The sequence below is a fragment of the Candidatus Blochmannia americanus (nom. nud.) genome, from assembly GCF_059934915.1.
The window spans coordinates 328,689-353,306 of record NZ_CP011792.1; the positions used below are offsets into that span (position 1 = coordinate 328,689).

Genomic DNA, 24,618 nt, shown 5'->3' on the forward strand with positions numbered 1-24,618 from the left:
TATGTGTAGTATAAAATTTGTAATGAAATTTCATTAATTTGTAATTATGTTAGTAATTATTATAAATAATACTTTTTCCTTAATATAAAGGTATTTAATTTGGAAAATAAATAAGTGTGATATTATCTCAACATAATCAAGATCTTGGCGCTTTTTCATCTAATTTATTACCCCGCCATGTCGCTATCATCATGGATGGTAATGGCCGTTGGGCAAGAACACGAGGAAAGTTACGTATTGTTGGGCATCAAGCCGGGTTTAACGCGGTCCGACGTGCTGTTCATTTTGCTATTAATTATAGATTTGATGCGTTGACTTTATTTGCATTTAGCAGCGAAAATTGGAAACGTCCCGATAAAGAGATTGATTCTCTGATGCAATTATTTTCTCATGCACTAAATAATGAAATAGATGTACTACATAAGTACAACATTAAACTAAGAATCATAGGAGATATTAATCGATTTTCTGCTGAATTACAAAAAAATATACGCAGTTCTGAAAAATTAACTTCTAACAATACTGGACTTACGCTTAATATTGCTGCAAATTATGGAGGCCGATGGGATATTGTCCAAGGAGTAAAACAACTTGCTACGCAAGTGCAGAAAGGAATATTAAGTCCTAACCAAATTGATGAAGATGCTCTGTGCCAATGCGTTTGTATGAATGAATTAGCTCCGGTAGATTTGGTAATTCGAACAGGAGGTGAACATCGTATTAGCAATTTTTTGTTGTGGCAAATAGCGTATGCTGAATTATTTTTTACAGATGTATTATGGCCCGATTTCAATGATATCATATTTAAAAGGGCGCTTAATACTTTTGTGAAACGAGAGCGTCGATTTGGGAATAGTGCCTCTACTTAATTTAAGTACTATAAAATGCACAAATAAAGAGAAAATATGTGTTAATCAATCGTTTAATTAGTATGTTTACCCTAATCCCTATTACTGTTTTTATGTTATTTTTATTGCCTATCGTACAATTTTCAATTTTTTTATCTATCATTTGTTTAATTAGTGCATGGGAATGGGGCAAAATGCATCATTTTTCCCTTTATATACATCGCGTGTGGATATGCGTTATATTTGGATTATTGTGTATTACGATGATGACCGTTGGATCACAAAACTATTTATATTGCAAAAATTGGCGTATTTTTTGGTATATTTTCAGTAGTGTTAGTATAGTATGGTGGGGGTTAGCATTTTTGTTAATATTATTTTATCCTAACTCTGCTATTTTTTGGAAAAAATCTAATACATTGCATTTTTTTTTCGGAATATTAATAATTTTACCATTTTTTTGGGGGATTTTAACGTTGCTCCAACTGCATCATATCAATGATGACATTATGGGAACATGGTGTGTACTATATATTGTAACATTAGTTTGGGTTAATGATTCGAGCGCATATATTATCGGCAAGATAATAGGGCGACATAAGTTGCTAGAAAATGTATCTCCTAAAAAAACTTGGGAGGGATGTATTGGAGGTATGTTAATCGCAACAGGAATTTCATGGTTATGCATAAAATATATACCTGTAAACATTATAAGTCCATTAGTTATATTTATTTATTCTATAATCGCAATTATCACTTCTATAATAGGAGATTTAACCGAAAGCATGTTTAAGCGAGAAGCTGGGATTAAGGATAGCGGGAATTTAATTCCTGGGCATGGAGGAATTTTAGATCGTATAGACAGCTTAGTTGCTGCAGTGCCTATTTTTGCTTGTCTGGTATTATTAAGTTTATATTAATATCTTTATTATAGGATAAAATTCATAAAAATCATGTTATTACATTTTATTTGGAATTTAACTGCATTTATCCTTGCATTAGGAATACTTATTACAGTCCACGAATGTGGACATTTTATAGCCGCGCGTTTTTTAAAAGTAAAAGTGGAGCGATTTTCTATAGGATTTGGCCCTGTTTTATGGAGTTGGCGTGATTCACATGATACTGAATACGTGATTTCTGTTATTCTTTTTGGAGGATATGTTAAATTATTTAGCACTCGTGAACAAATAATATCTTGCGATCAAGAATATGATAACTCATTTGAGTGTCAACGGATTTGGAAAAAAAGTATTATTGTAATCTCAGGACCTATTTTTAATTTTATTTTTTCTATTCTATCATATGCTTTAGTTTTTATGGTAGGCGTGCCTGTTCACAAGCCCATAATCCATGCTGTGATACCTAATTCTATTATTGCTCAATCGAATATACCATCTGGTGTAGAAATTAAATCAATTAATAATATTCAGACTCATGATTGGGATGCGGTACGTTGGGAAATTTTTAATAGCATAGGTAAAGAAAAAATTATTATTTCTACGGCGACAATGAATAGTACATGTATGCAAACTTATATCATTAATTTATCTCATAACTGGTTTAATCAATTTGTTAATAACAAGGATCCAATAATAGCATTGGGTATCATTCCTTTTAACACACATGTATCATTAGTATTATCAGAAATAAAATCTGATTCTGCTGCACAACGAGCTGGTTTTAAAATTGGAGATAAAATAATTTCAATTGACGATCAATTGATACATGATTGGGAGTTGTTTATTAAAATTATTAAAAGTAATCCAGAAAAAACTTTTAAAATTACTGTAGAAAGGAAAAATAAAATATTAAATTTAAATTTAACGCCAAGTAAAAAATATTTAATTTATCCCGATAAATCGGAAGGAGTGATAGGTGTTTTACCGCAGATTATTTATATTCCGCCAGAATCTCATACAATCCGTCAGTATGAATTACATCTAGCTATACTGCAAGCTTTCAAAAAAACATGGAAATTAGTATATCTAACAAGCAATACATTATTTAAATTAATTACCGGAGATATTAGGATAAACCATCTTGGTGGTCCAATTTCAATAGCTCAAGGAGCAGGTGAATCGGCTCAATCTGGATTAATTTATTATCTCATGTTTTTATCTTTGATCAGCATCAATTTAGGCATTGTTAATTTATTACCTTTACCAGCATTAGATGGTGGGCACTTATTGTTTTTCATAATAGAAAAAATGCAAGGAAAATCAATATCAAAAGAAATACAGAGTGTTGGTTATATCATTGGGTCTATTATGCTTACGTTAATAATGTGTTTAGCGCTTTTCAATGATATATCTAGATTATGGTAATTATTGAATTTAAATTAAAAATATAAAAATAATAATGATGAGATGAAAAAAATATTTATAGCATTCTTATTAATGATTAGTGATATAGCATACAGCGCTGATGTCATTATAAATAAAATTTTTTTTAACGGTTTAAAAAGAATTGCTTTAGATACAGTATTGTTTAATTTACCTTTGAAAATTGGAGCTGTTATCAGTGATGAAGATGTTGCTAATAGCATTAAGACATTATTTGAGACAGGATATTTTGAAGAAATCACAATATCTAACAACGAAAAGGGAATTATTATAATTCAAGTGAAAGAACGCCCAGTGATTGATAATATTAGTTTTCGTGGAAATAAAATAATTAAAGAAGATGTAATAAAAAAAACATTAAATTTTAAAAAAATCGAATCAGGTGAACCATTTAATGAATGTTCTATTTTTGAAGTAAAACGAGAATTGGATAATTTGTATCATAATTTTGGTAAATTTACAGCTACAACTAGGATTGTAGTTATTCCTTTATCAAGAAATCGTGTTAATTTGAAAATAACATTTACTGAAGGTAAAACTGCTAAAGTACAACAAATCAATATTTTTGGTAATCATGTATTTCATGAAAAACAATTATTATCACAATTTAAGTTGTATAGAAAAATTAAATGGGGGAAGATATTATCTCATCGGCAATATCTAAAACAAAAGTTATTTCACGATTTAGATACATTACGTAATTTTTATTTAAATCATGGGTACGCTAAGTTTCATATTGATGAAACACAAATTGATTTAACATCAGATAAAAAATATATTCATCTTTCTTTATATATTACTGAAGGCATGCAATATTCGTTTGATTCTGCAGCATTGCATGGAAATGCCTCAGATTATTTCCCTAATATTATGGAATATATTAAAGTTTCTCCCGGGGAATTGTATAGTAGCGATAAAATTCAAAAAATAGAATACAACATACGATATATGTTAAGTAAATATGGTTACATTCATCCTATCGTATCAATAGGATCTGATATAAATGACAAAAACAAAACAGTAAAATTATATGTATATGTTGATATAGGGCATCATTTTTATGTACGTGAAATACGCCTGGAAGGTAATAATATTACTAAAGATAAGGTAATTCGAAGAGAAATACATCACTTAGAACACACACAATTAGATTATACCCGTATTATTCAGGACCAAGATCGGCTTAGACGTCTTTGTTATTTTAAAACTGTAAATGCTCAAATTAAATATGTACCAGATAGTATCAATCAAATTGATGTTATTTATAAAGTTCAAGAACGTAATACTGGTAATTTGAATTTGAGCGTTGGATTTGGAACAGAGAGCGGTATAAATTTACAGTTCGGAATGTACCAAGAAAATGTGTTAGGTTCTGGCAATTCTATATCTGTTGCTAGCACTAAAAATCATTATCAAACTTATGCTGAAATATCAGCTGTAAAACCTTATTGTAGTACTAATAATATTAGTATAGGTGGAAAAGTATTTTTTAATGACTTAAATGCTAATAGTACGGGTTTATCAGATTATAATTTGAAAAATTACGGTATTAACATTAATTGTGCATATCCAATTATTGAATACAATACGTTAAATATAGGTTTAAATTACATATCTAATTATTTAAGTAAAATAGCTCCTCAAGTGGCAATATGGCGTTATCTAGAATCTACTAGTATGTATTCAAAAATGTTGATTAATAATAAATTTTTTAGCAATGCTGTTAATTTTCATGCGAATGATTTTTTATTAATTTCAGGTTGGACTTTTGATAACTTGGATCATGTTTATTTTCCTACACATGGCGTACATGTTAATGTGTCAAGCATATTGTCATTACCGGGATCTAATAATCAATATTATAAAATCATAATTAATAATACCAATTATATACCTTTAGATCGACATTATAATTGGATATTAATGAATTCTGTATATGTTGGTTGTTCTGGAAGCATGTATAAAGGAGAAAGTCCTTTTTATGATAATTTCTATGCTGGCGGTATTGGAACAATACGTGGATTTAGATTAAATAGCATAGGACCAAAAGCTGCTTATTATCATTGTAATTATTCTGACCAAAACTATGCCGCATGCGCGATAAAAAACTCTCAAGATGCTGTTGGAGGAAATGCAATGACTCTTTTTAAAACCGAATTAATCGTTCCTATTACATGTTTTAATGTACAAAATTATGATATTGCACGTATTTCTCTTTTTTTAGACACAGGTACTGTATGGGATACTTTTTGGAAAAATACTGAAGCAACACAAGCAGCTGGTATTATAGATTATAGTATTTCGAGTAATATTCGAATATCTAGTGGTGTGGCATTGAAATGGATATCTCCGATCGGACCAGTAATTTTTTCTTATTCAAAATTAATCAAAAAATATCTCGGAGATGTGGAAGAACCATTTCAATTTAGTATCGGAAAAACATGGTAAATTTAGATGCTATATAGGAATAATAAATATTTTATTAAAATAATACATTTCATATTTTATTAAATTAAGAGGTTTACAGTGAAAAAGTGGACATATCTATTAAGCATAGTTATTTGGTTAATACAAGTTAACCCTGTTGAAGCTGCAGATAAAATTGCGATAGTTAATATTTCTAATATCTTTCAACAATCTTCACAACGTGCAAAAATAATTAAACAACTTGAATATGAATTTAAAGATCGTGCTACTGAATTAGAAAATATGGAGCATGACTTACAAATGAAAATACAAACATTACAACGAGATGGCGCTGCTATGAAGGCTATAGAGCGTAGTGAATTAGAAAAATCACTAATAAATCAACGTGAAATTTTTTCTAACAAAGCTAAAGAATTTCAACAGGACAATCATTCACGTCAAACAGAAGAAAGAGATAAAATTTTGAACATAATTTATAATGTAGTAACGAATGTTGCTAATAGAGAAAATTATGACATAGTAATTGATACTAATGCTATAGTGTATCATAGTTCTCATATTACAGATATTACTAATTCTGTAATGAAACAAGTTGGATAAGTTATGATCGCAATGCGACTAGCTGATTTAGCGAAACAGTTAGATGCTAAATTATATGGCGATGAAAATATTATTATTACTGGCATTGCTTCTATACATAATGCACGTACAGGACATATTACTTTTTTAAAGGATCAGCGATTACTAAATCAACTAAGTTCTTGCTGTGCTTCAGCAGTAATATTATCTAAAAATAATTTAATTTTATGCAAGGTTGCCGCATTAGTAGTGCAAGACCCTCATATTGCATATGTTAAAACAGCGCAATTAATGGATCCTACTCCTAAATCAGTAAAAAATATCGCATCTGGAGCAATAATTGCCCCAGATGCGATATTAGGTCAAAGAGTGGGAATTGGTGCTAATGCGGTTATAGAATCTGGAGTGATTTTAGGTGATGATGTAATAATCGGTTCTGGTAGTTTTATAGGAAAAAAGACAAAAATTGGCACAGGTACGCGGTTATGGGCTAATGTTACTATATGTCATGAAGTAGAAATTGGCGAATTTTGTTTAATACAATCTGGAACTGTAATTGGGTCTGATGGATTTGGATATATTAATGACGGTGGTGTTTGGATAAAGATCCCTCACTTAGGAACAGTAAAAATTGGAGATAATGTTGAAATAGGTGCTTGCACTACTGTTGATCGAGGAACTTTAGATGATACTAAAATTGAAAACGGAGTGATTATTGATAATCAGTGCCAAATCGCACACAACGTCACCATTGGTGCGCATACTGCAATAGCAGGTGGTGTGATCATGGCGGGCAGTTTAACTATAGGTCGGTATTGTATGATAGGCGGGGCTAGTGTGATTAACGGGCATATAAATATTTGTGATAGAGTTACGGTAACTGGAATGGGTATGGTAGTTAAATCGATAACACAGCCCGGTGTTTACTCATCAGGGTTTCCTGTTCAACCCAATACAGTATGGTGGAAAACTGCTGCATTAATCACACGGATTAGTAGTATAAATAAACGTATAAAAACTATAGAACAAAAATTAAAAAAAATACTGTGCCTATAATTTTTAAGATAATTAGGGCAGTTTATTCTTCATCCTGTTAGGATGAACAGGATACATGTTATTGATATGGCTTATATTATCTTAAACAGGAATAGAAAATCTTGATTACTGATACTTGTGTTTTGCATATTGAGGAAGTTTTAGAACTGTTACCGCATCGATTTCCTTTTTTGCTAGTTGATCGCGTACTAAATTTTGAAAAAGGAAAATTTTTAAGAGCGGTAAAGAATGTATCTTTTAATGAACCATTTTTCCAAGGTCATTTTCCAGGTAAACCTATTTTTCCTGGAGTATTAATTTTAGAGGCTATGGCTCAAGCTACAGGTATTTTAGCCTTCAAAAGTGCAGGTAAATTAGCCCCAGGTGAATTATATTATTTTGCTGCTATTGATGCAGCACGATTCAAGCGCCCAGTCCAACCTGGAGATCAAATGATACTTGACGTTGAATTTGTAAAAGAAAGACGTGGTATTGCGCGCTTTAAAGGAGTAGCTACAGTAAATAAAGAAATGGCTTGCGAAGCATCAATGATGTGCGCCCGTAGAAAGGAAATTTAAACTGATGATTCATCAATCTGCCATTATACATCCTAGTTCTATAATAGAACAAGGTGCTATCATTCACGATAACGTATATATCGGGCCATTTTGTTTTATTGGTGCACAGGTTGAAATAGGGGCTAGAACTTTATTAAAATCTCATATTGTAATTAATGGTATTACTCAAATTGGTGAAGATAATCAAATTTATCAATTTGCTTCTCTTGGTGAAGTAAATCAAGATTTGAAATATGCAAAAGAATCTACACGCATAGAAATTGGTCATTATAATAAAATTAGAGAAAGTGTCACGATTCATCGTGGTACTATACAAGGAAAACAGGTTACTAAAATAGGAAATAGCAATTTATTTATGATTAATGTACATATTGCGCATGATTGCATAATAGGAGATCATTGTGTTATGGCTAATAACGTGACCTTAGGTGGACATGTAAGAGTAGATAATCACACTATTATTGGAGGAATGACCGCAATTCATCAATTTTGTCTTATTGGAACGCATGTTATGATTGGAGGATGTTCCGGAGTAGTTCAAGATATTCCACCTTTTATAATAGCCCAAGGAAATCATGCGATACCTTTTGGATTAAACATCGAAGGTTTAAAGCGACGAGGTTTTAATCGTTCAGCTGTACACGCTATTCGAGATGCTTATAAAATTTTATATCGTAGCAATAAAACTGTTGAATCAGCTAAAGTAGCTTTAAAAGTATTAGCAAAAGAACATCCAATTATCAATGAATTTGTAGATTTTTTAATACGCTCTCAAAGAGGAATTATTCGTTAAAAATGTCTATGAATAATCGTACTATTATTATAGGTATAGTAGCTGGAGAAGCTTCTGGAGATATTTTAGGAGCAGGATTAATCCGTGCATTAAAAAAATACCTAAAAAAAGTATGTTTTTTCGGAATTGGCGGTCCTTATATGCAATCTGAAAATATGAAGTCTTGGTATAATATAGAAGAATTATCAGTTATGGGTTTTGCTGAAATCATTGTGAAATTACCACGATTATTATATATTCGTAGAAATTTAGTTCGTAGATTTTTTAATTTAAAACCTGATGTTTTTATTGGTATAGATTCTCCAGATTTTAATATTTCATTAGAAAATCGTCTGAAAAAGCGTGGAATTCGTACGATTCATTATGTTAGCCCATCAGTATGGGCATGGAGAAAAAAGCGTATTTTTGCGCTTAAAAAAGCTACTGATAATATTTTGGTGATCTTACCGTTTGAAAAAAAAATATACGATTACTTCAATATACCATGTCAATTTATTGGGCATTCATTAGCAGATCAAATACCAATTAATCCAGATAAAGCTTCTGCTCGTCGAAAATTAGGTATTCCGAATGATGTATATTGTTTAGCGATATTACCAGGTAGTAGAATCAGGGAAATTAAAATGTTAGCTCATGATTTTTTAGTATGTGCTGAATTATTAAAAAATAACTTTCCTGATCTTGAGATTTTAATACCTTTAACTAATCAGACTTCCATAAAACAATTTACTGGTATTGTATCAACATCGGTTAAATATCGTATACTGAATAATCAATCGGCATGGGAAATAATGATGGCAGCAGATGTTGCGTTGGTGACTGCTGGCACAGCAACTTTAGAATGCATGTTGGTCAAATGTCCGATGGTTGTAGCTTATCGCATGCATCCTTTAACATTTATGTTAGCTAAGAATTTAGTAAATATTTCATGGATATCATTACCTAATTTATTAGCAGGTCATGAATTGGTAAAAGAATTTATTCAAAATGATTGTCGTCCTGAAAATTTAGCACGTACACTAACTGATTTACTAAATGATGATAATAATCAACATATTATAGTATTGCAAAAAAAATTTAGACAATTGCATTATAGCATTAAATGTAATGCAGATGAGCAAGCAGCCCATGCAGTCCTAAGGTTAATCAGATTACAGTGATATTATTCAGTACATAGGTATGAATTTTATGATATATCCAAAAAATTATTTATTAAAAAAATTTAAATTAATTGCGGGAGTAGATGAGGCAGGATGTGGAGTATTAGTCAGCTCAGTAGTTGCTGCTGCAGTGATATTACACCCAATATAACCAATTCCTGGGTTAGCTGATTCCAGACAAGACACTAACTCAAAATAAACGATTTAATCTATATCAAAATATTACTACAAAAGTAGTAGCTTAGGGAATTGGATATGCTGATGTTACAGAAATTGACCGCTTTAATATTTTTCAAGTTCGGTTATTAGCAATGAAACGAGCGGTATACAGTTTATCTGTTAAACCAGATTTAATTTTAATATATAGAAGTCATTCCCCAATATTTACAGAAATACTTTGCCAATGTTTTAGTAAAGGGGATGCTCGAATAGCGATTAAAAGCGCAGATTCTATTATTGCAAAAATCACATGTGATCAAAATATGATCATATTAGATACACAATATCCAAAATATGGATTTGCTTGTAACAAAGGGTATCCTACTTCTTTTCACCTAGAGCAACTAACATTATACAGCCCTATTTCGCATCATCGAAATAGTTTTACTCCTATAAAGTATATAATTTCTGATCTTAATAGATGATTCTGTATTATAATATATATATCATCAATTATAACCTCTTAATTATGAAAACACCACATTTTATTCATTTACACGTACATAGTGATTACTCTATGATTGATGGGTTAGGTACAGTAGATAAACTGATAAAAAGAGCAGCATTTCTTAAAATGTCCATGTTAGCTCTTACTGATTTTAATAATTTGTTTGGATTTATTAAATTTTATGATGCTGCTTATAAAGCAGGAATCAAACCAATTATTGGAGCAGATTTTTTAGTGCAAGACGTTACTATCAGCAAAAAACCTAGCGAGATAACATGCTTAGTGGCTGACAAGCAAGGTTATTATCACTTAATTATGTTAATTTCAAAAGCGTATAAAAATAAGCATAATAATATTATACCCATGATTCAACGCCGTTGGCTTATAGAATACAATAAAGGTTTAATTGTACTTTCTGGAGGACGTAACGGGGACGTCGGCAGATATTTATTAAAAGATGAAAAATCAAAGATAGAACAATGTTTGTGTTTTTATTCAAAATATTTTCCAAATAGATATTATTTAGAATTGATACGAACTGGGCGTCAACATGAGGAATCTTATTTACAATTAGCAATAGAATTGTCAAAAATAAAAGGATTACCAACAGTAGCTACCAACGATGTACGTTTCATTAATAAAAAAGATTTTTTAGCGCATGAAATTCGTGTAGCTATACATGATGGTACTACGCTAAATCATGCTCAACAATTATGCAGGTATAGCTCACAACAATTTATGAAAAGTGAACAGGAAATGTGCGAGTTATTTGCTGATATACCAGAATCTTTAGTAAATAGTGTAGAAATTGCTTATAGATGTAATCTTACTATTGATTTAGGTGGATCTTTTTTACCGCAATTTCCTACTGGATGTATGTCTTCTAAAGATTTTCTTATTACACATGCAAAGAAAGGATTAGAAGAGCGATTAACTGTTTTATTTCCAAAGATTGAAGAACGTCTTATTAAACGAAAACCATATGATTTACGATTAAAACATGAATTACAAGTAATTAATAACATGAATTTTCCTAGTTATTTTTTGATAGTTATGGAATTTATTAATTGGGCTAAAAATAATGATATTCCGGTTGGCCCCGGAAGAGGTTCCGGTGCTAGTTCACTGGTGGCTTATGCATTGAAAATTACAGAACTTGATCCGTTAAAATTTGATTTATTGTTTGAACGTTTTCTTAACCCGGAGCGTATATCTATGCCTGATTTAGATATTGATTTTTGCATGGAACATCGTGATTTAGTAATCGACCATGTCTCTGAAACTTACGGATCAGATGCTGTATCTCAAATTATTACATTTGGAACTATGGCGGCTAAAGCAGTAATTCGCGATGTAGGACGTGCATTAGGTCATCCTTATATACTTATTAATCGTATCGCTAAATTAATTCCATCAGAACCAGGAATAACATTAGAAAAAGCTTTTTCTATAGAACCTCAACTTAAATTACTTTATAAAAATGATGAGGATATTACAGTATTAATCGATATGGCTCGTCAATTAGAAGGTATTGTAAGAAATGTTAGTAAACATGCAGGAGGAGTAGTAATTGCGCCTATGAAAATTACTGATTTTTCTCCCTTATATTATGATAATGATAGTATTCATTCAATGACTCAATTTGATAAAGATGATATTGAACGCATTGGTTTAATAAAATTTGATTTTCTTGGCTTACGTACTTTGACGACTATTAATCGTGCATTAAAAATGATTAATAATGCACACCTTAAAAACGGTCTCCCTATTATTGATGTACACTCTATATCATTACATGATCAAAAAAGCTTTCATATACTTCGATCTTCGGAAACTACTGCAGTTTTTCAATTAGAATCACGTGGTATAAAAGAATTAATTAAACGTTTAAAACCAGATTGTTTTGAGGATTTGATTGCATTAATTGCATTATTTCGTCCTGGACCGTTACAATCAGGTATGGTAGATAACTTCATTAATAGAAAACATGGTTATGAAACTATTTCTTATCCTGATGTTAAATGGCAGCACGAATCCTTATGTCCAGTATTAGAATCAACGTATGGAATCATTCTATATCAAGAGCAAGTAATGCAAATAGCGCAAGTACTGGCAGGTTATACACTCGGACAGGCAGATATATTAAGGCGTGCTATTGGTAAAAAAAAACCAGAAGACATGGCTAAACAACGCTCTTTTTTCAATTTAGGTGCTATAAAAAATGGTATCGATACTACATTGTCAATGAAGATTTTCGATCTTGTAGAAAAATTTGCTGGTTATGGTTTTAATAAATCTCATTCTGCCGCATATGCGTTAATATCTTATCAAACATTATGGTTAAAAGCACACTATCCTTCTGAATTTATGGCAGCTGCATTAAGTTCTGATATGGATAATTTAAGTAAAGTAGCGTATTTAATAGGCGAGTGTAAAAAAATGAAACTTATAGTTTCACCGCCAAATATCAATACTAGCCAATATCATTTTTACGTCAATACAAATAAAGAGATTGTTTACGGATTCGGAGCTATCAAAGGAATAGGTAAAGCTTCTATAGAAGCTATAGTAGCATCTCGTAACAAAGATGGTAACTTTAGAGAATTATTTGATTTCTGTATTCGTATCGATAGTACAAAAATCAATCATCACATAATTGAAAAATTAATTTTTTCTGGAGCCTGTGATTCATTTGGAAAACATCGTTCAGAATTAATGGCATTACTTAATGATACGATAAAGCGTGCTAATCAACACATTACAAATAAATATACCAAACAATCAGATATATTCGAAATGCACTTAGATACGTGTATTATTTCAGCATCTGACCGCAATCATACTGTATCACGGTGGTCTAATCAACTTTTATTAGAAAAAGAAAAAGAAATTCTTGGATTGTATTTAACCAATCATCCTACTGAGCAATATATAAAAAAAATTAAACATTGCATACCCAATATCGTTAAAATAAAAGATGTTATGCTAGAAAAAAATGATACAATGATACACATTTTCGGCGTGATTATATCGTGGCGAGTAAAATTAAGTAAACGAGGTAAACATGTTGTGTTTTGTATTTTAGAGGATTGTTCTGGTCGATTAGAAATAGTGATATTTGAGAAATTGCTTAATAAATATCAATATTGTTTAAAAGAAAATAATTGCTTACTTGTTACAGGCGTAATTAATATCGATAAAATACGTGGTAATTATAAAGTGATTGTACGAGAATTAAAAGATATAAACGATATCCATAAAAAACATGCACATAGTTTATCTATTGTATTAAACGATATACAAGTTGATAATCAATTATTAACTAATATTCGTTTTTTTTTAGAAGAAAATCAACATGGAACTTTACCAGTGTATTTTTTTTATCAAAAAAATGGCATGCAAATCAAATTACGTTGTGGGAAAAAATGGTATATTACTCTGACTGATCGGTTACTGACTAATCTACGTAGTCTTGTTGGAGATGCACAAGTAAAATTAGAATTACATTAATTTAATAATGGGAATTGTATGGGTTTAAATTTTCTTGATTTTGAAAAACCTATCTTAGATTTAGAAGAAAAAATTAATTCTTTAACATCAGTAGTGTGTTTAGATAAGAAGTCAGAAACAAATATTGACGAAGAAATTCATCGTCTTCGTTCGAAAAGCATTAATCTTATTCACAAAATTTTTTCTAATTTGAATGCTTGGCAAATTGCTCAATTGGCACGACATCCTGGACGTCCGTACACCTTAGATTATATAGAACGTATATTTAGTGATTTTGACGAATTATCCGGTGATCGAGTATATGCTGATGATAAAGCTATTGTAGGAGGAATAGCTCGACTTAATTCCCGTCCAGTCATGATTATTGGGCATCAGAAAGGGCGTGATACTAAAGAAAAAATTAAACGAAATTTTGGTATGCCTGCGCCAGAAGGGTATCGGAAAGCATTACGTCTTATGAAAATGGCAGAACGATTTAAAATACCACTTATTACTTTTATAGATACCCCAGGAGCTTATCCTGGGGTAGGTGCAGAAAAGCGTGGACAATCTGCAGCGATCGCTAAAAATTTACGTACAATGTCCATGTTAAAAATACCAATTATATGTACTGTAATAGGAGAAGGTGGGTCCGGAGGGGCGTTAGCCATAAGTGTTGGAGATAAAGTTAATATGTTGGAGTATAGTACATATTCTGTAATTTCTCCAGAAGGATGCGCATCGATTTTGTGGAAAAATGTTAAAAAGGCTCCTATTGCTGCTGAAGCAATGGGTATTACTGCTTTTCGGCTGAAAAAACTAAAACTAATTGATAGTGTGATTGCTGAACCGTTAGGAGGGGCACATAGAGATATATTGACTACATCCATGTCATTAAAAGCTCAATTATTATTAGATTTAACAGAATTAGATTCTTTCGATGAAAACGAATTATTAAATAGGAGATATCACAGATTAATGCATTATGGGTATTGTTAATTTTACAATAAAATATATTACTTTTTTTAAAAATAATTGATATGGTGTAAATGGTGTATGTTTTGAATAAAATATAAAATACTTATATACACACATTATTATAATATAAAATCATGATGATTTTATATTATCCTGTTACTAACAATATGATTAGAATTAATATGTTGCCAGAAAGTTGTGATTTATATCATAAAGTAATGCTTTGTCTTGTTGGATATAAAAAATTACTGTTGTCTTATAGTGGTGGGCTTGATTCTACAGTACTATTAGATATCCTCACAACATTAAGAAGTAGCGTGAATCATTTAATATCATCTCCATTAATTTTAAGGGCAGTTTATGTACATCACGGCCTTAGTAATTGCGCTGATCAATGGGCTAATCATTGTTTTGATCAATGTAAAATACGAGATATACCTTTTGCAGTAGTCCGTGTTAATTGTTATAACACAGGAAATAAGCGACGTAATGTAGAAGCATTGGCCCGAAAGCTTCGTTATAAGAAATTATATAATTATTTAGATGCGGAAGAAATACTTCTAACCGCGCATCACATGGATGATCAAGTAGAAAGTTTATTCTTGGCTTTAAAAAGAGGAAGTGGTCCAGCTGGACTAGCTGGAATGAATAAAGATGTACTGTATAATAATAAATATAGGCTGTTAAGGCCTTTATTAGATTGTTCTCGTAAACAATTAGAAATATATGCTCATAAAAAAAATCTGACTTGGATTGAAGATGATACGAATACAGATATTCGTTTTGATCGTAATTTTTTACGCATAAAAATTTTACCCTCAATGTACCTACGTTGGCCTTGTTTTAATAAAGTAGTCGCGCGTACTGCACAGATATGCAGAGATCAAGAAAATTTATTAAATGAATTTTTGTCAGAATCATTAAGAAAATTAATTGATATATCCGATGGATCTTTATTATTTAGACCGTTATTCCAATACAGCATACCAAAAAGACAAGCTTTATTACGTCGTTGGTTAGTTAATTTTTCTATAAAAATGCCTTCTTATCAACTTATAAATCGTATTTGGCAGGAAGTAGTATTGAGCCGGAAAGATGCTATTCCAATATTGCAATTGGACAAATGCCTATGTCGTCGTTTCCGTGAAAAATTGTATATTTTACCTATAAACATGAAATTTGCTTTAAATAAAATCAAATTATCATGGGAAACAATATATAATGCAATTATGCTGCCATATAATTTAGGAATGTTAATATATCAGCCATTAAGTATTAATGAATCCTTATCTAAGGATGCGTTAGCTCCGCATTTAAACATAAAATTTTATTTAAATATTTCTTATAATTTTTTTGAAAAATCTAGAAAGGTATTAACACATTGTTTTGTTAGGCCTCCAAAATCTGATGAAAAAATGTCAATTATTTTGGGGAATGTAGATGGATTATTATATGTTTTCGGTAGAAAACATGGGCGACGTTTAAAAAAAATTTGGCAAGAATTAGGAGTCCCTCCGTGGCTAAGAAGCCGAATTCCTTTACTTTTTTATAATAATACATTGATTACTGCTATAGGGATATTCATTACCCAAAATGGCAAGATTAGAAATCAAGAAGACATATTATGGAAAATATCTTGGTTACAAGATGTTGTATCTTATAAAATATTTAAAAATAGCATTCACTATCATTTGGAATAATTCTTTTGTTTTTCATTAAGAACTATATAAAGCATTATTTTGAAAAGAATAACATATAAAACTTATTTATTTTTAATGCAAATCTGATATAAACTCAATCAATATGATCATTAAATATATATCTTTTATATATCATTAATAATTTTAATATTATGTAAAAAATTAATTTTATTCTTCATTAAATGCCGCATCCTCTTTTCATGAAGACGTAATTTTTGTAGACAAATATTGTATTAATGTTTCAAGTTTAATTCTTTTTATTTCATTTTTTTTACGATGTCTATATTCTACTTCTTGGTTAGATAAATTACGATCACTTACAATAAGAACATGTGGTATTCCGATCAAATCTATGTCTGCGAACATTGTACCCGGATATTCCTTACGGTCATCAATTAATATATCTATTCCTATAATAGATAGAAGTTGTTTATAAATTTTTTCTGTAATACTTCTGACATTAAGAGAACGATACATATTAATTGGTATAATAGCTAATTTGAACGGGGCAATCACATCTGGCCATATAATGCCATTTTTATCATGATTTTGTTCAATGATCGCAGCAACAATACGAGTAATACCTATACCATAACAACCCATTTCTATTATATAATTATGATTATTGTTTTTTTGTATATAATTATTACTTAAGTTTGAGTATTTTTGCCCTAATTGGAATATATGTCCTATTTCAACACAATTATGAATTGATAGGACATCTTTCTTATTAAGAGGATGAGAATTACGATGTAATACTTCATGTAAATCTGCCACTTTTGGAAGTGGTATATCACGATTCCAATTAACACCAAAAAAATATTTGCCACTTATACTAGATCCAGCAACAAAGTCATTCATTGAAGCTACATTGTAATCTACAATCAATGGTATGGATAAATTAATAGGACCTAATAAATTGGGTTGCGCTCCAGTAAGTGCTTGAATTTTTTTTGGATCTATGCAAAATAAGGGAGTGTATATTTGTGGAATCATCGCAATTTTTTTTAAACTAATCTGATGATCAGCCCGAATTACTAATCCTAATAGAGAATAAGAATTATGTATATTTTTATTATTAGCGCGTACGATTATTGTTTTTACAACTTGATGTATAGATAAATTAAATTTCTTGATTAATTCTTCTATGGATGTAACGTAGGGAGCTGCGGTCAATCGCATGGTTTCTATAGCTATCTTTGGTTGTATTTTAATAGGAGTAGTATCATGAGTATGATTCAATAACTTGAAGTTATTTGAATTATTACCAAGTATTACTGGAACTGCAATATTATCTTCGCCATTTTTAGAATATGCTTGAAATTCATGAGATAGGACTCCTCCAATTCTACCTGGTTCAGCTTGAACAACACAAAAATTTAATCCAATACGATTAAAAATAATATGATATATGTCATACATATTGTTATATGTGTTTTGAAGAGATTTTTGGTTTGTATGAAAGGAATATCCATCTTTCATAATGAATTCTCTAGCGCGCATTATTCCAGATCGAGGACGTGCTTCATCACGATATTTAGTATGAATTTGATACACAGTTAACGGAAACTGTTTATATAATGTTGTTTCTTTGCAAATAATCTCAGAAACCATTTCTTCATGAGTTGGTCCTAATACAAATTCTTGATTATTTCGATTTTTAAAACGTAATAATTCTTCACCATATTCTGTCCAACGACCACTTTTTTTCCATAATTTTGCAGGTTGAACTATTGGCATAGATATTTCAATCGCACCGATTTTATTCATTTCTTCTCTAATAATGTTTTCAATTTTTCGTAATACACGTAGTCCAGTTGGCAACCAACTATAAAGACCAGATGAAACTTGACGAATTAAACCGGCCCGTAGCATTAGTTGATGACTAATTGTTTTACAATTCTTAGGTGCCTCTTTGAGAGTAGCTAATAAATATTGACTGGTGCGCATATTATTGCCTATTATAAAAGATGTATTAGTAGTAACGATTAAAAATTTTTTTGTTTAATATATATTGATAAATTAAATTTTTTACGTGTAATATTGTACTGCATACATAGTATGCATTGATATTTTTTATATGATAATAGATCATTATAATCTAATTTATTATTTATATACATAATATAATGTTTTTTTATAAAATTTTCCTATTTTATAAGAAACGTTAATAGTCTGTGATAATAGTATATTTGTATATGGTGTATTTTTAATTAATACAAAATTAGTGATTAGTGCTACTGTTATGCAATACAATAAATTTTGTTATTAACGTTATTTTTATTATAATCAAATAAATATTTATAATTACAAGAACAAATGTAAGTTATGAGCGCGTATAATGCTATATTTATAGATCGGGATGGTACGATTAATATCGATAAGAACTATGTTCATAGCATTGATAATTTTTTTTTCATTGATAATGTTATAGATGCAATGATAACTTTAAAGAAAATGAATTTTTTTTTGATTATAGTTACTAATCAATCTGGAATAGCACGAGGTTTATTTACTCAGTATGAATTTTTATTATTAACTCAGTGGATGGTTTCTTATTTAGGATTACATCATGTGTATATAGATGCTGTTTATTTTTGTCCGCATCATATACAAGGAACAGTGAAACAATTTCAACGAGCCTGTTTATGTCGGAAACCTAAACCAGGGATGCTTTTGGATGCGAAAAAACGTTTTAATATTAATATGACTACTTCTTATATGGTAGGAGATACTGAAAACGATATGTTAGCAGGTCAATCAGCAGGCGTTGGAACGAAAGTACTAGTATGTAGTGGTAAAAAAATAACAAAAAAAACTAAAAATACAGCAAACTGGATTATAGAAAGTTTAGCATTATTGCCAAAGATGATTGGCGCACATAATCATAAAAACGTATATAAATGTTCCGTAATTTTTTTATTTTTGATGCTTTATTTTGTTAATTTGATAATATGAATGATGTTTTTATCATCAAAGGTTAGATGTATATGTATATATATTAATTGAATGATAATAGTTTTCAAGATACATAATTCTCGAATTATGTATCTATATTGTCTATATTATCTATATATTGAGTGTATTTTCTAAATAGTGAATGTTAATTTTGTTACCTTTTTGAAAAATTTTGTCAGTAATAATTTTCAATTGTAAATCAATGTTGGTATTGATTCCGTCAATAATTAATTCGGATAATGCGTTTTTCATGCGAGCAATAGCTATATCGCGCGTTGCTCCAAAACAAATTAATTTTCCTATCATCGCGTCATAATAAGGTGGAACTGAATATCCAGAATAAATATGCGATTCCCAACGCACACCTAATCCCCCAGGAGCATGAAATCTGGTAATACGTCCTGAACTAGGTATAAAATTATGAGAGTCTTCAGCATTAATACGACATTCTATAGCATGTCCTTCAGATTTAACTAAATCTTGTGTAATATCCAAGGTATACCCAGAAGAAATTCTTAGTTGTTCCCTAACGAGATCTATTCCGGTAACCATTTCTGTAATCGGATGTTCTACTTGAATACGAGTATTCATTTCTATGAAAAAGAATTCGTTATTTTCATATAAAAATTCAAATGTACCTACTCCCCGATATCCAATGTTATAACAAATCTTTACACAACTCTCCCCTATATGTTGTCGTATTTCAGAGCTAATACCTAATGCAGGGGTCTCTTCTACTATTTTTTGGTGTCTCCTTTGTATCGAACAATCACGTTCCGTCAAATAAATTATATTTCCTTTCCCATCAGATAAAACTTGTATTTCTATATGTCTTGGATTTTTTAAGTATTGTTCTATATAAATAGAATCATTATTAAATATGTTTTTTGCTTCTGATCGAATCATTCGTATAGCGTCTTGTAAATCTGATTCTTTTTTTACTACACACATACCACGTCCTCCTCCTCCATGAGCGGATTTTATAATGATTGGGTAATTAATGCGTAAATTTTGATGTGAAAAATTACAAAAGTCATTATTTATATTTTTATTTAGTTCATAATCCCAACCTGGCACAGGTGTGATACCTGATTCTTTCATAATAGCTATAGCAGATATTTTATTTCCCATTAAACGAATAGTTTCTGAACATGGCCCAATAAAAATAAAACCAGAACGTTCTACTTGTTCTGCAAAATCAGCATCTTCTGATAAAAATCCATATCCAGGATGTATTCCTGATGATCCAGTAATTTCTGCAGCTGAAATAATAGCCGGAATATTTAAATAACTATGTATTGCAGGAGGAGGTCCAATGCAAACAGTTTCATCAGCTAAAAGCACGTGTTTTAAATCACGATCTATGGTTGAATATACGGCCACTGTCTTTATTCCTAATTCTTTACATGCACGCAAAATACGTAATGCTATTTCCCCTCGATTTGCAATGACAATTTTTTCTAGCATTTTGTTCTCGTTATTCGATGATAATTAATGGTTCGTTAAACTCAACTGGTTGACCATTTTTAAGAAAAATTGATTTTATTGTGCCTGATTTATCTGATTGAATTTGATTCATAACTTTCATGGCTTCAATAATGCACAAAGTATCTCCAATCTCGATTTTTTGACCGATTGATATAAATGGTTTAGCATCTGCACTAGGAGTTAGATAAAAAATACCTACCATTGGGGAACGTATAATATGTCCTCCGTTTATTAATTTGGGATTTTCATATTGTGTTTCTGTATTTGAAATACATACAGGTATTTCTGATGATTTTGTTATAGGCAAACGTGTTGAAGAAGATGATTGTTTAGATGCAGAACGAGTAATGCGTACTATTTTATTTCCCTCAGAAATTTCTAATTTAGAAATGTTAGATTCTTCAATTAATGTAATTAATTTTTTTATTTTACGAATATCCATAGCAACAACCTATGTTTTATCTATTATTTATTAATTTTTCGGATAAATATTTATGTGCCATGTGTAAAGCACAATGATATCCGTGTACTCCAAATCCACAAATAATACCAAAAGCGATATCAGACAAATATGAACGATGTCTAAATTTTTCTCTTATATATGTATTAGAAAGGTGAATTTCGATAAAAGGAATGTTTACAGCTAAAAACGCATCTCTCAATGCTATGCTAGTATGAGTAAAAGCTGCAGGGTTAATTATAATAAAGTCCGTATTATTGCGATTTTCATGCACACAGTCTATTAATTCATGTTCTGCATTGGATTGAAAGTGATCCATATGCATACCTAAAGATTTAGATGTTTTATATAAGTGTGTTATAATGTTAGATAACGTTTCGTTGCCATATATGTGTGGTTCACGTGTTCCTAATAAATTTAAGTTAGGCCCATTTATCAATAAAATACGAAATGTATTTATCATGACATTTAAATATCTCCCCCAAATTTAACATACAGTATTTTATCATAATTCATATATGTTATTGTATTATATTTAATTTTAATGCGCGTTATCTGTATGATATAACAATGAAAAGCTTTTGTTGTTCATGATATTTTTTATGAAAACATTTTTATTAAATGATTATATAATATATATATATTTACTGTTTTATAATTAAAAACCAATTATACTAATAAATACATTATTATATGTTAAAAAAAAAATTTTTATCAATCAAAATAATTTTGATATCATTATTAATGTAATAAATATTTCTTCTTTTAATATCGTTATTATAATAACAAATCATATTGCTTTCAATATGTGCGTGTAGAAGCGATCTTATTACAAATATAGTAAGTCTATAGAATAATATTTTTACTATTGTAAATATTATTCAGTATAATTACATGTTACTTACAAAATAAGTATTTGAATATGGGTAATGTCTTCATGTTATATTGGATAATGCGCAATACTTATATACAGCAACTTAAAAGTACAAATCAATGATATTGTCTGATTATTTTGTTTTATCATTCTGGGGGAGGCTTCAGACGAATGGATAATTTAGAAAAAATTAATAATATTGTCTTAAATTATTATGTTTAAAAAATTCCGTGGTATATTTTCTAGTGATTTGTCTATTGATCTTGGTACTGCCAATACTCTTATCTATTTGAAAGGACAAGGTATTGTTTTAAATGAACCTTCTGTTGTTGCTATTAGACAGGATCGAGGAGGGATGCCTAAAAGTGTCGCTGCCGTTGGATACGCAGCGAAACAGATGTTAGGACGTACCCCCGGTAATATTGCGGCTATTCGTCCCATGAAAGATGGGGTAATAGCTGATTTTTTTATTACTGAAAAAATGTTGCAACATTTTATTAAGCAAGTGCACAGTAATAGTTTCATGAAACCCAGTCCTAGAGTATTAGTGTGTGTTCCAGTAGGCGCTACACAGGTTGAACGTAGGGCTATACGTGAATCTGCGCAAGGAGCAGGGGCGCGTGAGGTTTTTTTAATAGAAGAACCCATGGCGGCAGCTATTGGTGCAGGTTTACCGGTATCGGAAGCTACTGGTTCAATGGTAGTAGATATTGGCGGTGGCACTACTGAAGTAGCAGTAATTTCACTCAACGGAGTGGTGTATTCATCATCCGTTAGGATTGGAGGCGACCGTTTTGATGAAGCTATTATTAGTTATGTGCGGCGCCATTATGGTTCCTTAATTGGAGAAGTGACTTCAGAAAGAATCAAACATACTATAGGTTCTGCATATTTAGATGATGAACTTCGTGAAATAACAGTGCGTGGACGAAATTTAGCAGAAGGAATACCACGAAGTTTTGTATTAAACAATAGCGAAATTTTAGAAGCATTACAAGAACCGTTAACTGGAATCGTCAGTGCAGTAATGGCAGCATTAGAGCAATGTCCTCCTGAGTTAGCATCTGATATTTCGGAATATGGCATGATATTAACTGGAGGGGGAGCGTTATTAAGAAACATTGATCGTTTATTGGTAAAAGAAACTAGCATTCCTGTATCAATCGCAGAGGACCCGCTTACTTGTGTTGCACGGGGTGGCGGTAAGGCTCTTGATATGATTGACGTACATGGCCGAGATCTGTTTAGTGAAGAGTGATTTTCTTTAAAAACGCTACAGATAATTATATATTTTATTTAAAAATTACGTAAATTAAAATGTATTCTTTTTATAACATACATTAATGAATGCTGATAAGCTCAAGGTGCTTTCTTGTCTATGTGTAGCGGTGTGAGTAAATTTCTTCATTTAGAGTCACGTTTATTTTTAGCGATAATAATTTCTATTATTATAATTATTGCTGATGGTAAATTCAACATATTCTCTCAATTACGGAGTTATATAGGAAATTCTGTTTATTTATTTTATTATTTATGTGATAGACCGTGCTATATATTCAATTATACTTTAAAAGTATTAAAAGGGTACAACAAATTGTTGTCAGAAAATAATAAATTAAGTCAAGAATTATTTTTGAAAAACAGTGAATTATTATTAATGGATCAATATAAACAAGAAAATTGCGAGTTACTTTCGTTACTTAATTCCCCTTTGGGCTACAACAAACGCAAATTGATTGCTAGAATTCTTTTTGTTAATGCAGATTCATATAGTAATAAAGTTATTATAAATCAAGGAAAGCATAACGATGTTTACGTTGGTCAACCAGTTATTACTGATGCGGGAATAATAGGACAAGTAATTTCTATTAATACACTCGGCAGTCGTGTTATGTTAATTTGTGACCCTGAGCATGCTTTACCTGTGCAAATAAAGCGTAACAATATGCGTTTTATTTTAATGGGTTGCGGATATAATGCAGATTTACGCGCAGAATATCCAGGCTATTTAGATGTACGTGTCGGAGATATATTGGTAACGTCTGGGTTAGACGGTCGTTTCCCGGAAGGATATCCAGCAGCTATAGTATCTAATATAATGGTAGATCCAGAACAAGATTGTACCGTCATTCAAGCACATCCAACGGGTAAATTACAATGTTTATATTATGCGGTATTAATTTGGGAAAAGTAGCGAATTAAATATCAAAAATATTTTATTTGTTACTCATTATTCAAA

21 protein-coding genes are annotated in these 24,618 nt (G+C 30.5%); 17 read left to right on the forward strand and 4 right to left on the reverse strand.

What is annotated here, in order from left to right:
• Positions 1 to 116: 116 nt before the first annotated feature.
• The 14 genes from uppS (at position 117) to tilS (ending at position 16,599) form a co-directional block, all read left to right on the forward strand.
• Positions 117 to 869: a polyprenyl diphosphate synthase gene (gene uppS / locus Bamer462_RS01420; RefSeq protein WP_500837922.1), complete on the forward strand. Its 753-nt coding sequence runs from the start codon at positions 117 to 119 to the stop codon at positions 867 to 869.
• A 38-nt stretch (positions 870 to 907) separates the two neighbouring features.
• Entirely contained in the window at positions 908 to 1,768 is an 861-nt protein-coding gene (locus tag Bamer462_RS01425) for a phosphatidate cytidylyltransferase (RefSeq protein WP_500837923.1), read from the forward strand.
• A gap of 33 nt (positions 1,769 to 1,801) precedes the next feature.
• Positions 1,802 to 3,175: a sigma E protease regulator RseP gene (rseP, locus tag Bamer462_RS01430; protein ID WP_500837924.1), complete on the forward strand. Its 1,374-nt coding sequence runs from the start codon at positions 1,802 to 1,804 to the stop codon at positions 3,173 to 3,175.
• Between the two features lie 42 nt (positions 3,176 to 3,217).
• A complete protein-coding gene (gene bamA / locus Bamer462_RS01435) occupies positions 3,218 to 5,641 on the forward strand; it encodes an outer membrane protein assembly factor BamA (RefSeq protein WP_500837925.1) in 2,424 nt (807 codons plus the stop codon).
• Between the two features lie 78 nt (positions 5,642 to 5,719).
• Positions 5,720 to 6,220 (forward strand): OmpH family outer membrane protein, encoded by a 501-nt coding sequence (locus Bamer462_RS01440; RefSeq protein WP_500837926.1) that lies wholly within the window; start codon positions 5,720 to 5,722, stop codon positions 6,218 to 6,220.
• 3 nt (positions 6,221 to 6,223) lie between these two features.
• Positions 6,224 to 7,255 (forward strand): UDP-3-O-(3-hydroxymyristoyl)glucosamine N-acyltransferase, encoded by a 1,032-nt coding sequence (gene lpxD / locus Bamer462_RS01445; protein WP_500837927.1) that lies wholly within the window; start codon positions 6,224 to 6,226, stop codon positions 7,253 to 7,255.
• Positions 7,256 to 7,356: 101 nt separating this feature from the next.
• A complete protein-coding gene (gene fabZ / locus Bamer462_RS01450) occupies positions 7,357 to 7,812 on the forward strand; it encodes a 3-hydroxyacyl-ACP dehydratase FabZ (protein WP_500837928.1) in 456 nt (151 codons plus the stop codon).
• A gap of 4 nt (positions 7,813 to 7,816) precedes the next feature.
• A complete protein-coding gene (gene lpxA, locus Bamer462_RS01455) occupies positions 7,817 to 8,605 on the forward strand; it encodes an acyl-ACP--UDP-N-acetylglucosamine O-acyltransferase (RefSeq protein ID WP_500837929.1) in 789 nt (262 codons plus the stop codon).
• 8 nt (positions 8,606 to 8,613) lie between these two features.
• Positions 8,614 to 9,765, forward strand: coding sequence for a lipid-A-disaccharide synthase (gene lpxB / locus Bamer462_RS01460; protein WP_500837981.1), 1,152 nt, complete (start codon positions 8,614 to 8,616; stop codon positions 9,763 to 9,765).
• 28 nt (positions 9,766 to 9,793) lie between these two features.
• Positions 9,794 to 9,916 (forward strand): hypothetical protein, encoded by a 123-nt coding sequence (locus Bamer462_RS01465; RefSeq protein WP_500837930.1) that lies wholly within the window; start codon positions 9,794 to 9,796, stop codon positions 9,914 to 9,916.
• Between the two features lie 160 nt (positions 9,917 to 10,076).
• Entirely contained in the window at positions 10,077 to 10,409 is a 333-nt protein-coding gene (locus tag Bamer462_RS01470) for a ribonuclease HII (RefSeq protein WP_500837931.1), read from the forward strand.
• A 44-nt stretch (positions 10,410 to 10,453) separates the two neighbouring features.
• Complete coding sequence (dnaE, locus tag Bamer462_RS01475; RefSeq protein WP_500837932.1) at positions 10,454 to 13,942, forward strand: DNA polymerase III subunit alpha; 3,489 nt, start codon at positions 10,454 to 10,456, stop codon at positions 13,940 to 13,942.
• A gap of 18 nt (positions 13,943 to 13,960) precedes the next feature.
• A complete protein-coding gene (gene accA / locus Bamer462_RS01480; RefSeq protein ID WP_500837933.1) occupies positions 13,961 to 14,920 on the forward strand; it encodes an acetyl-CoA carboxylase carboxyl transferase subunit alpha in 960 nt (319 codons plus the stop codon).
• A gap of 113 nt (positions 14,921 to 15,033) precedes the next feature.
• Positions 15,034 to 16,599, forward strand: coding sequence for a tRNA lysidine(34) synthetase TilS (gene tilS, locus Bamer462_RS01485; RefSeq protein WP_500837934.1), 1,566 nt, complete (start codon positions 15,034 to 15,036; stop codon positions 16,597 to 16,599).
• A 198-nt stretch (positions 16,600 to 16,797) separates the two neighbouring features.
• On the opposite strand, the gene Bamer462_RS01490 is transcribed toward tilS, so the two are convergent.
• Entirely contained in the window at positions 16,798 to 18,549 is a 1,752-nt protein-coding gene (locus Bamer462_RS01490; protein ID WP_500837935.1) for a proline--tRNA ligase, read from the reverse strand.
• A 378-nt stretch (positions 18,550 to 18,927) separates the two neighbouring features.
• On the opposite strand from Bamer462_RS01490, the gene gmhB reads away from it, so the two are divergent.
• Complete coding sequence (gene gmhB / locus Bamer462_RS01495) at positions 18,928 to 19,557, forward strand: D-glycero-beta-D-manno-heptose 1,7-bisphosphate 7-phosphatase (RefSeq protein ID WP_500837936.1); 630 nt, start codon at positions 18,928 to 18,930, stop codon at positions 19,555 to 19,557.
• 111 nt (positions 19,558 to 19,668) lie between these two features.
• On the opposite strand, the gene accC is transcribed toward gmhB, so the two are convergent.
• Genes accC through aroQ form a run of 3 tightly spaced genes read right to left on the reverse strand, consistent with a single transcriptional unit; the run spans position 19,669 to position 21,968 of the window.
• Positions 19,669 to 21,024, reverse strand: coding sequence for an acetyl-CoA carboxylase biotin carboxylase subunit (accC, locus tag Bamer462_RS01500; protein WP_500837937.1), 1,356 nt, complete (start codon positions 21,022 to 21,024; stop codon positions 19,669 to 19,671).
• 10 nt (positions 21,025 to 21,034) lie between these two features.
• Positions 21,035 to 21,487: an acetyl-CoA carboxylase biotin carboxyl carrier protein gene (accB, locus tag Bamer462_RS01505; protein ID WP_500837938.1), complete on the reverse strand. Its 453-nt coding sequence runs from the start codon at positions 21,485 to 21,487 to the stop codon at positions 21,035 to 21,037.
• A gap of 16 nt (positions 21,488 to 21,503) precedes the next feature.
• Positions 21,504 to 21,968, reverse strand: a complete 465-nt coding sequence (gene aroQ / locus Bamer462_RS01510) for a type II 3-dehydroquinate dehydratase (protein ID WP_500837939.1) — start codon at positions 21,966 to 21,968, stop codon at positions 21,504 to 21,506.
• A gap of 625 nt (positions 21,969 to 22,593) precedes the next feature.
• Between aroQ and Bamer462_RS01515 the strand changes: the two genes are divergently transcribed.
• Together Bamer462_RS01515 and mreC are read left to right on the forward strand one after the other, a co-directional pair.
• Complete coding sequence (locus tag Bamer462_RS01515) at positions 22,594 to 23,637, forward strand: rod shape-determining protein (protein WP_500837940.1); 1,044 nt, start codon at positions 22,594 to 22,596, stop codon at positions 23,635 to 23,637.
• A 120-nt stretch (positions 23,638 to 23,757) separates the two neighbouring features.
• Positions 23,758 to 24,573 (forward strand): rod shape-determining protein MreC, encoded by an 816-nt coding sequence (gene mreC / locus Bamer462_RS01520; protein WP_500837941.1) that lies wholly within the window; start codon positions 23,758 to 23,760, stop codon positions 24,571 to 24,573.
• Positions 24,574 to 24,618: the final 45 nt, after the last annotated feature.

Excerpts from the sequence above, each read along its gene's own strand:
- accC (WP_500837937.1), bottom strand. The coding sequence starts at position 21,024 with ATGCTAGAAAAAATTGTCATTGCAAATCGAGGGGAAATAGCATTACGT.
- bamA (WP_500837925.1), top strand. The coding sequence starts at position 3,218 with ATGAAAAAAATATTTATAGCATTCTTATTAATGATTAGTGATATAGCA.
- lpxB (WP_500837981.1), top strand. The coding sequence starts at position 8,614 with ATGAATAATCGTACTATTATTATAGGTATAGTAGCTGGAGAAGCTTCT.
- lpxA (WP_500837929.1), top strand. The coding sequence starts at position 7,817 with ATGATTCATCAATCTGCCATTATACATCCTAGTTCTATAATAGAACAA.
- accA (WP_500837933.1), top strand. The coding sequence starts at position 13,961 with ATGGGTTTAAATTTTCTTGATTTTGAAAAACCTATCTTAGATTTAGAA.
- Bamer462_RS01465 (WP_500837930.1), top strand. The coding sequence starts at position 9,794 with ATGATATATCCAAAAAATTATTTATTAAAAAAATTTAAATTAATTGCG.
- Bamer462_RS01490 (WP_500837935.1), bottom strand. The coding sequence starts at position 18,549 with ATGCGCACCAGTCAATATTTATTAGCTACTCTCAAAGAGGCACCTAAG.
- dnaE (WP_500837932.1), top strand. The coding sequence starts at position 10,454 with ATGAAAACACCACATTTTATTCATTTACACGTACATAGTGATTACTCT.
- lpxD (WP_500837927.1), top strand. The coding sequence starts at position 6,224 with ATGATCGCAATGCGACTAGCTGATTTAGCGAAACAGTTAGATGCTAAA.
- Bamer462_RS01470 (WP_500837931.1), top strand. The coding sequence starts at position 10,077 with ATGAAACGAGCGGTATACAGTTTATCTGTTAAACCAGATTTAATTTTA.
- rseP (WP_500837924.1), top strand. The coding sequence starts at position 1,802 with ATGTTATTACATTTTATTTGGAATTTAACTGCATTTATCCTTGCATTA.
- accB (WP_500837938.1), bottom strand. The coding sequence starts at position 21,487 with ATGGATATTCGTAAAATAAAAAAATTAATTACATTAATTGAAGAATCT.
- gmhB (WP_500837936.1), top strand. The coding sequence starts at position 18,928 with ATGAGCGCGTATAATGCTATATTTATAGATCGGGATGGTACGATTAAT.
- mreC (WP_500837941.1), top strand. The coding sequence starts at position 23,758 with ATGTGTAGCGGTGTGAGTAAATTTCTTCATTTAGAGTCACGTTTATTT.
- aroQ (WP_500837939.1), bottom strand. The coding sequence starts at position 21,968 with ATGATAAATACATTTCGTATTTTATTGATAAATGGGCCTAACTTAAAT.
- Bamer462_RS01515 (WP_500837940.1), top strand. The coding sequence starts at position 22,594 with ATGTTTAAAAAATTCCGTGGTATATTTTCTAGTGATTTGTCTATTGAT.
- tilS (WP_500837934.1), top strand. The coding sequence starts at position 15,034 with ATGATGATTTTATATTATCCTGTTACTAACAATATGATTAGAATTAAT.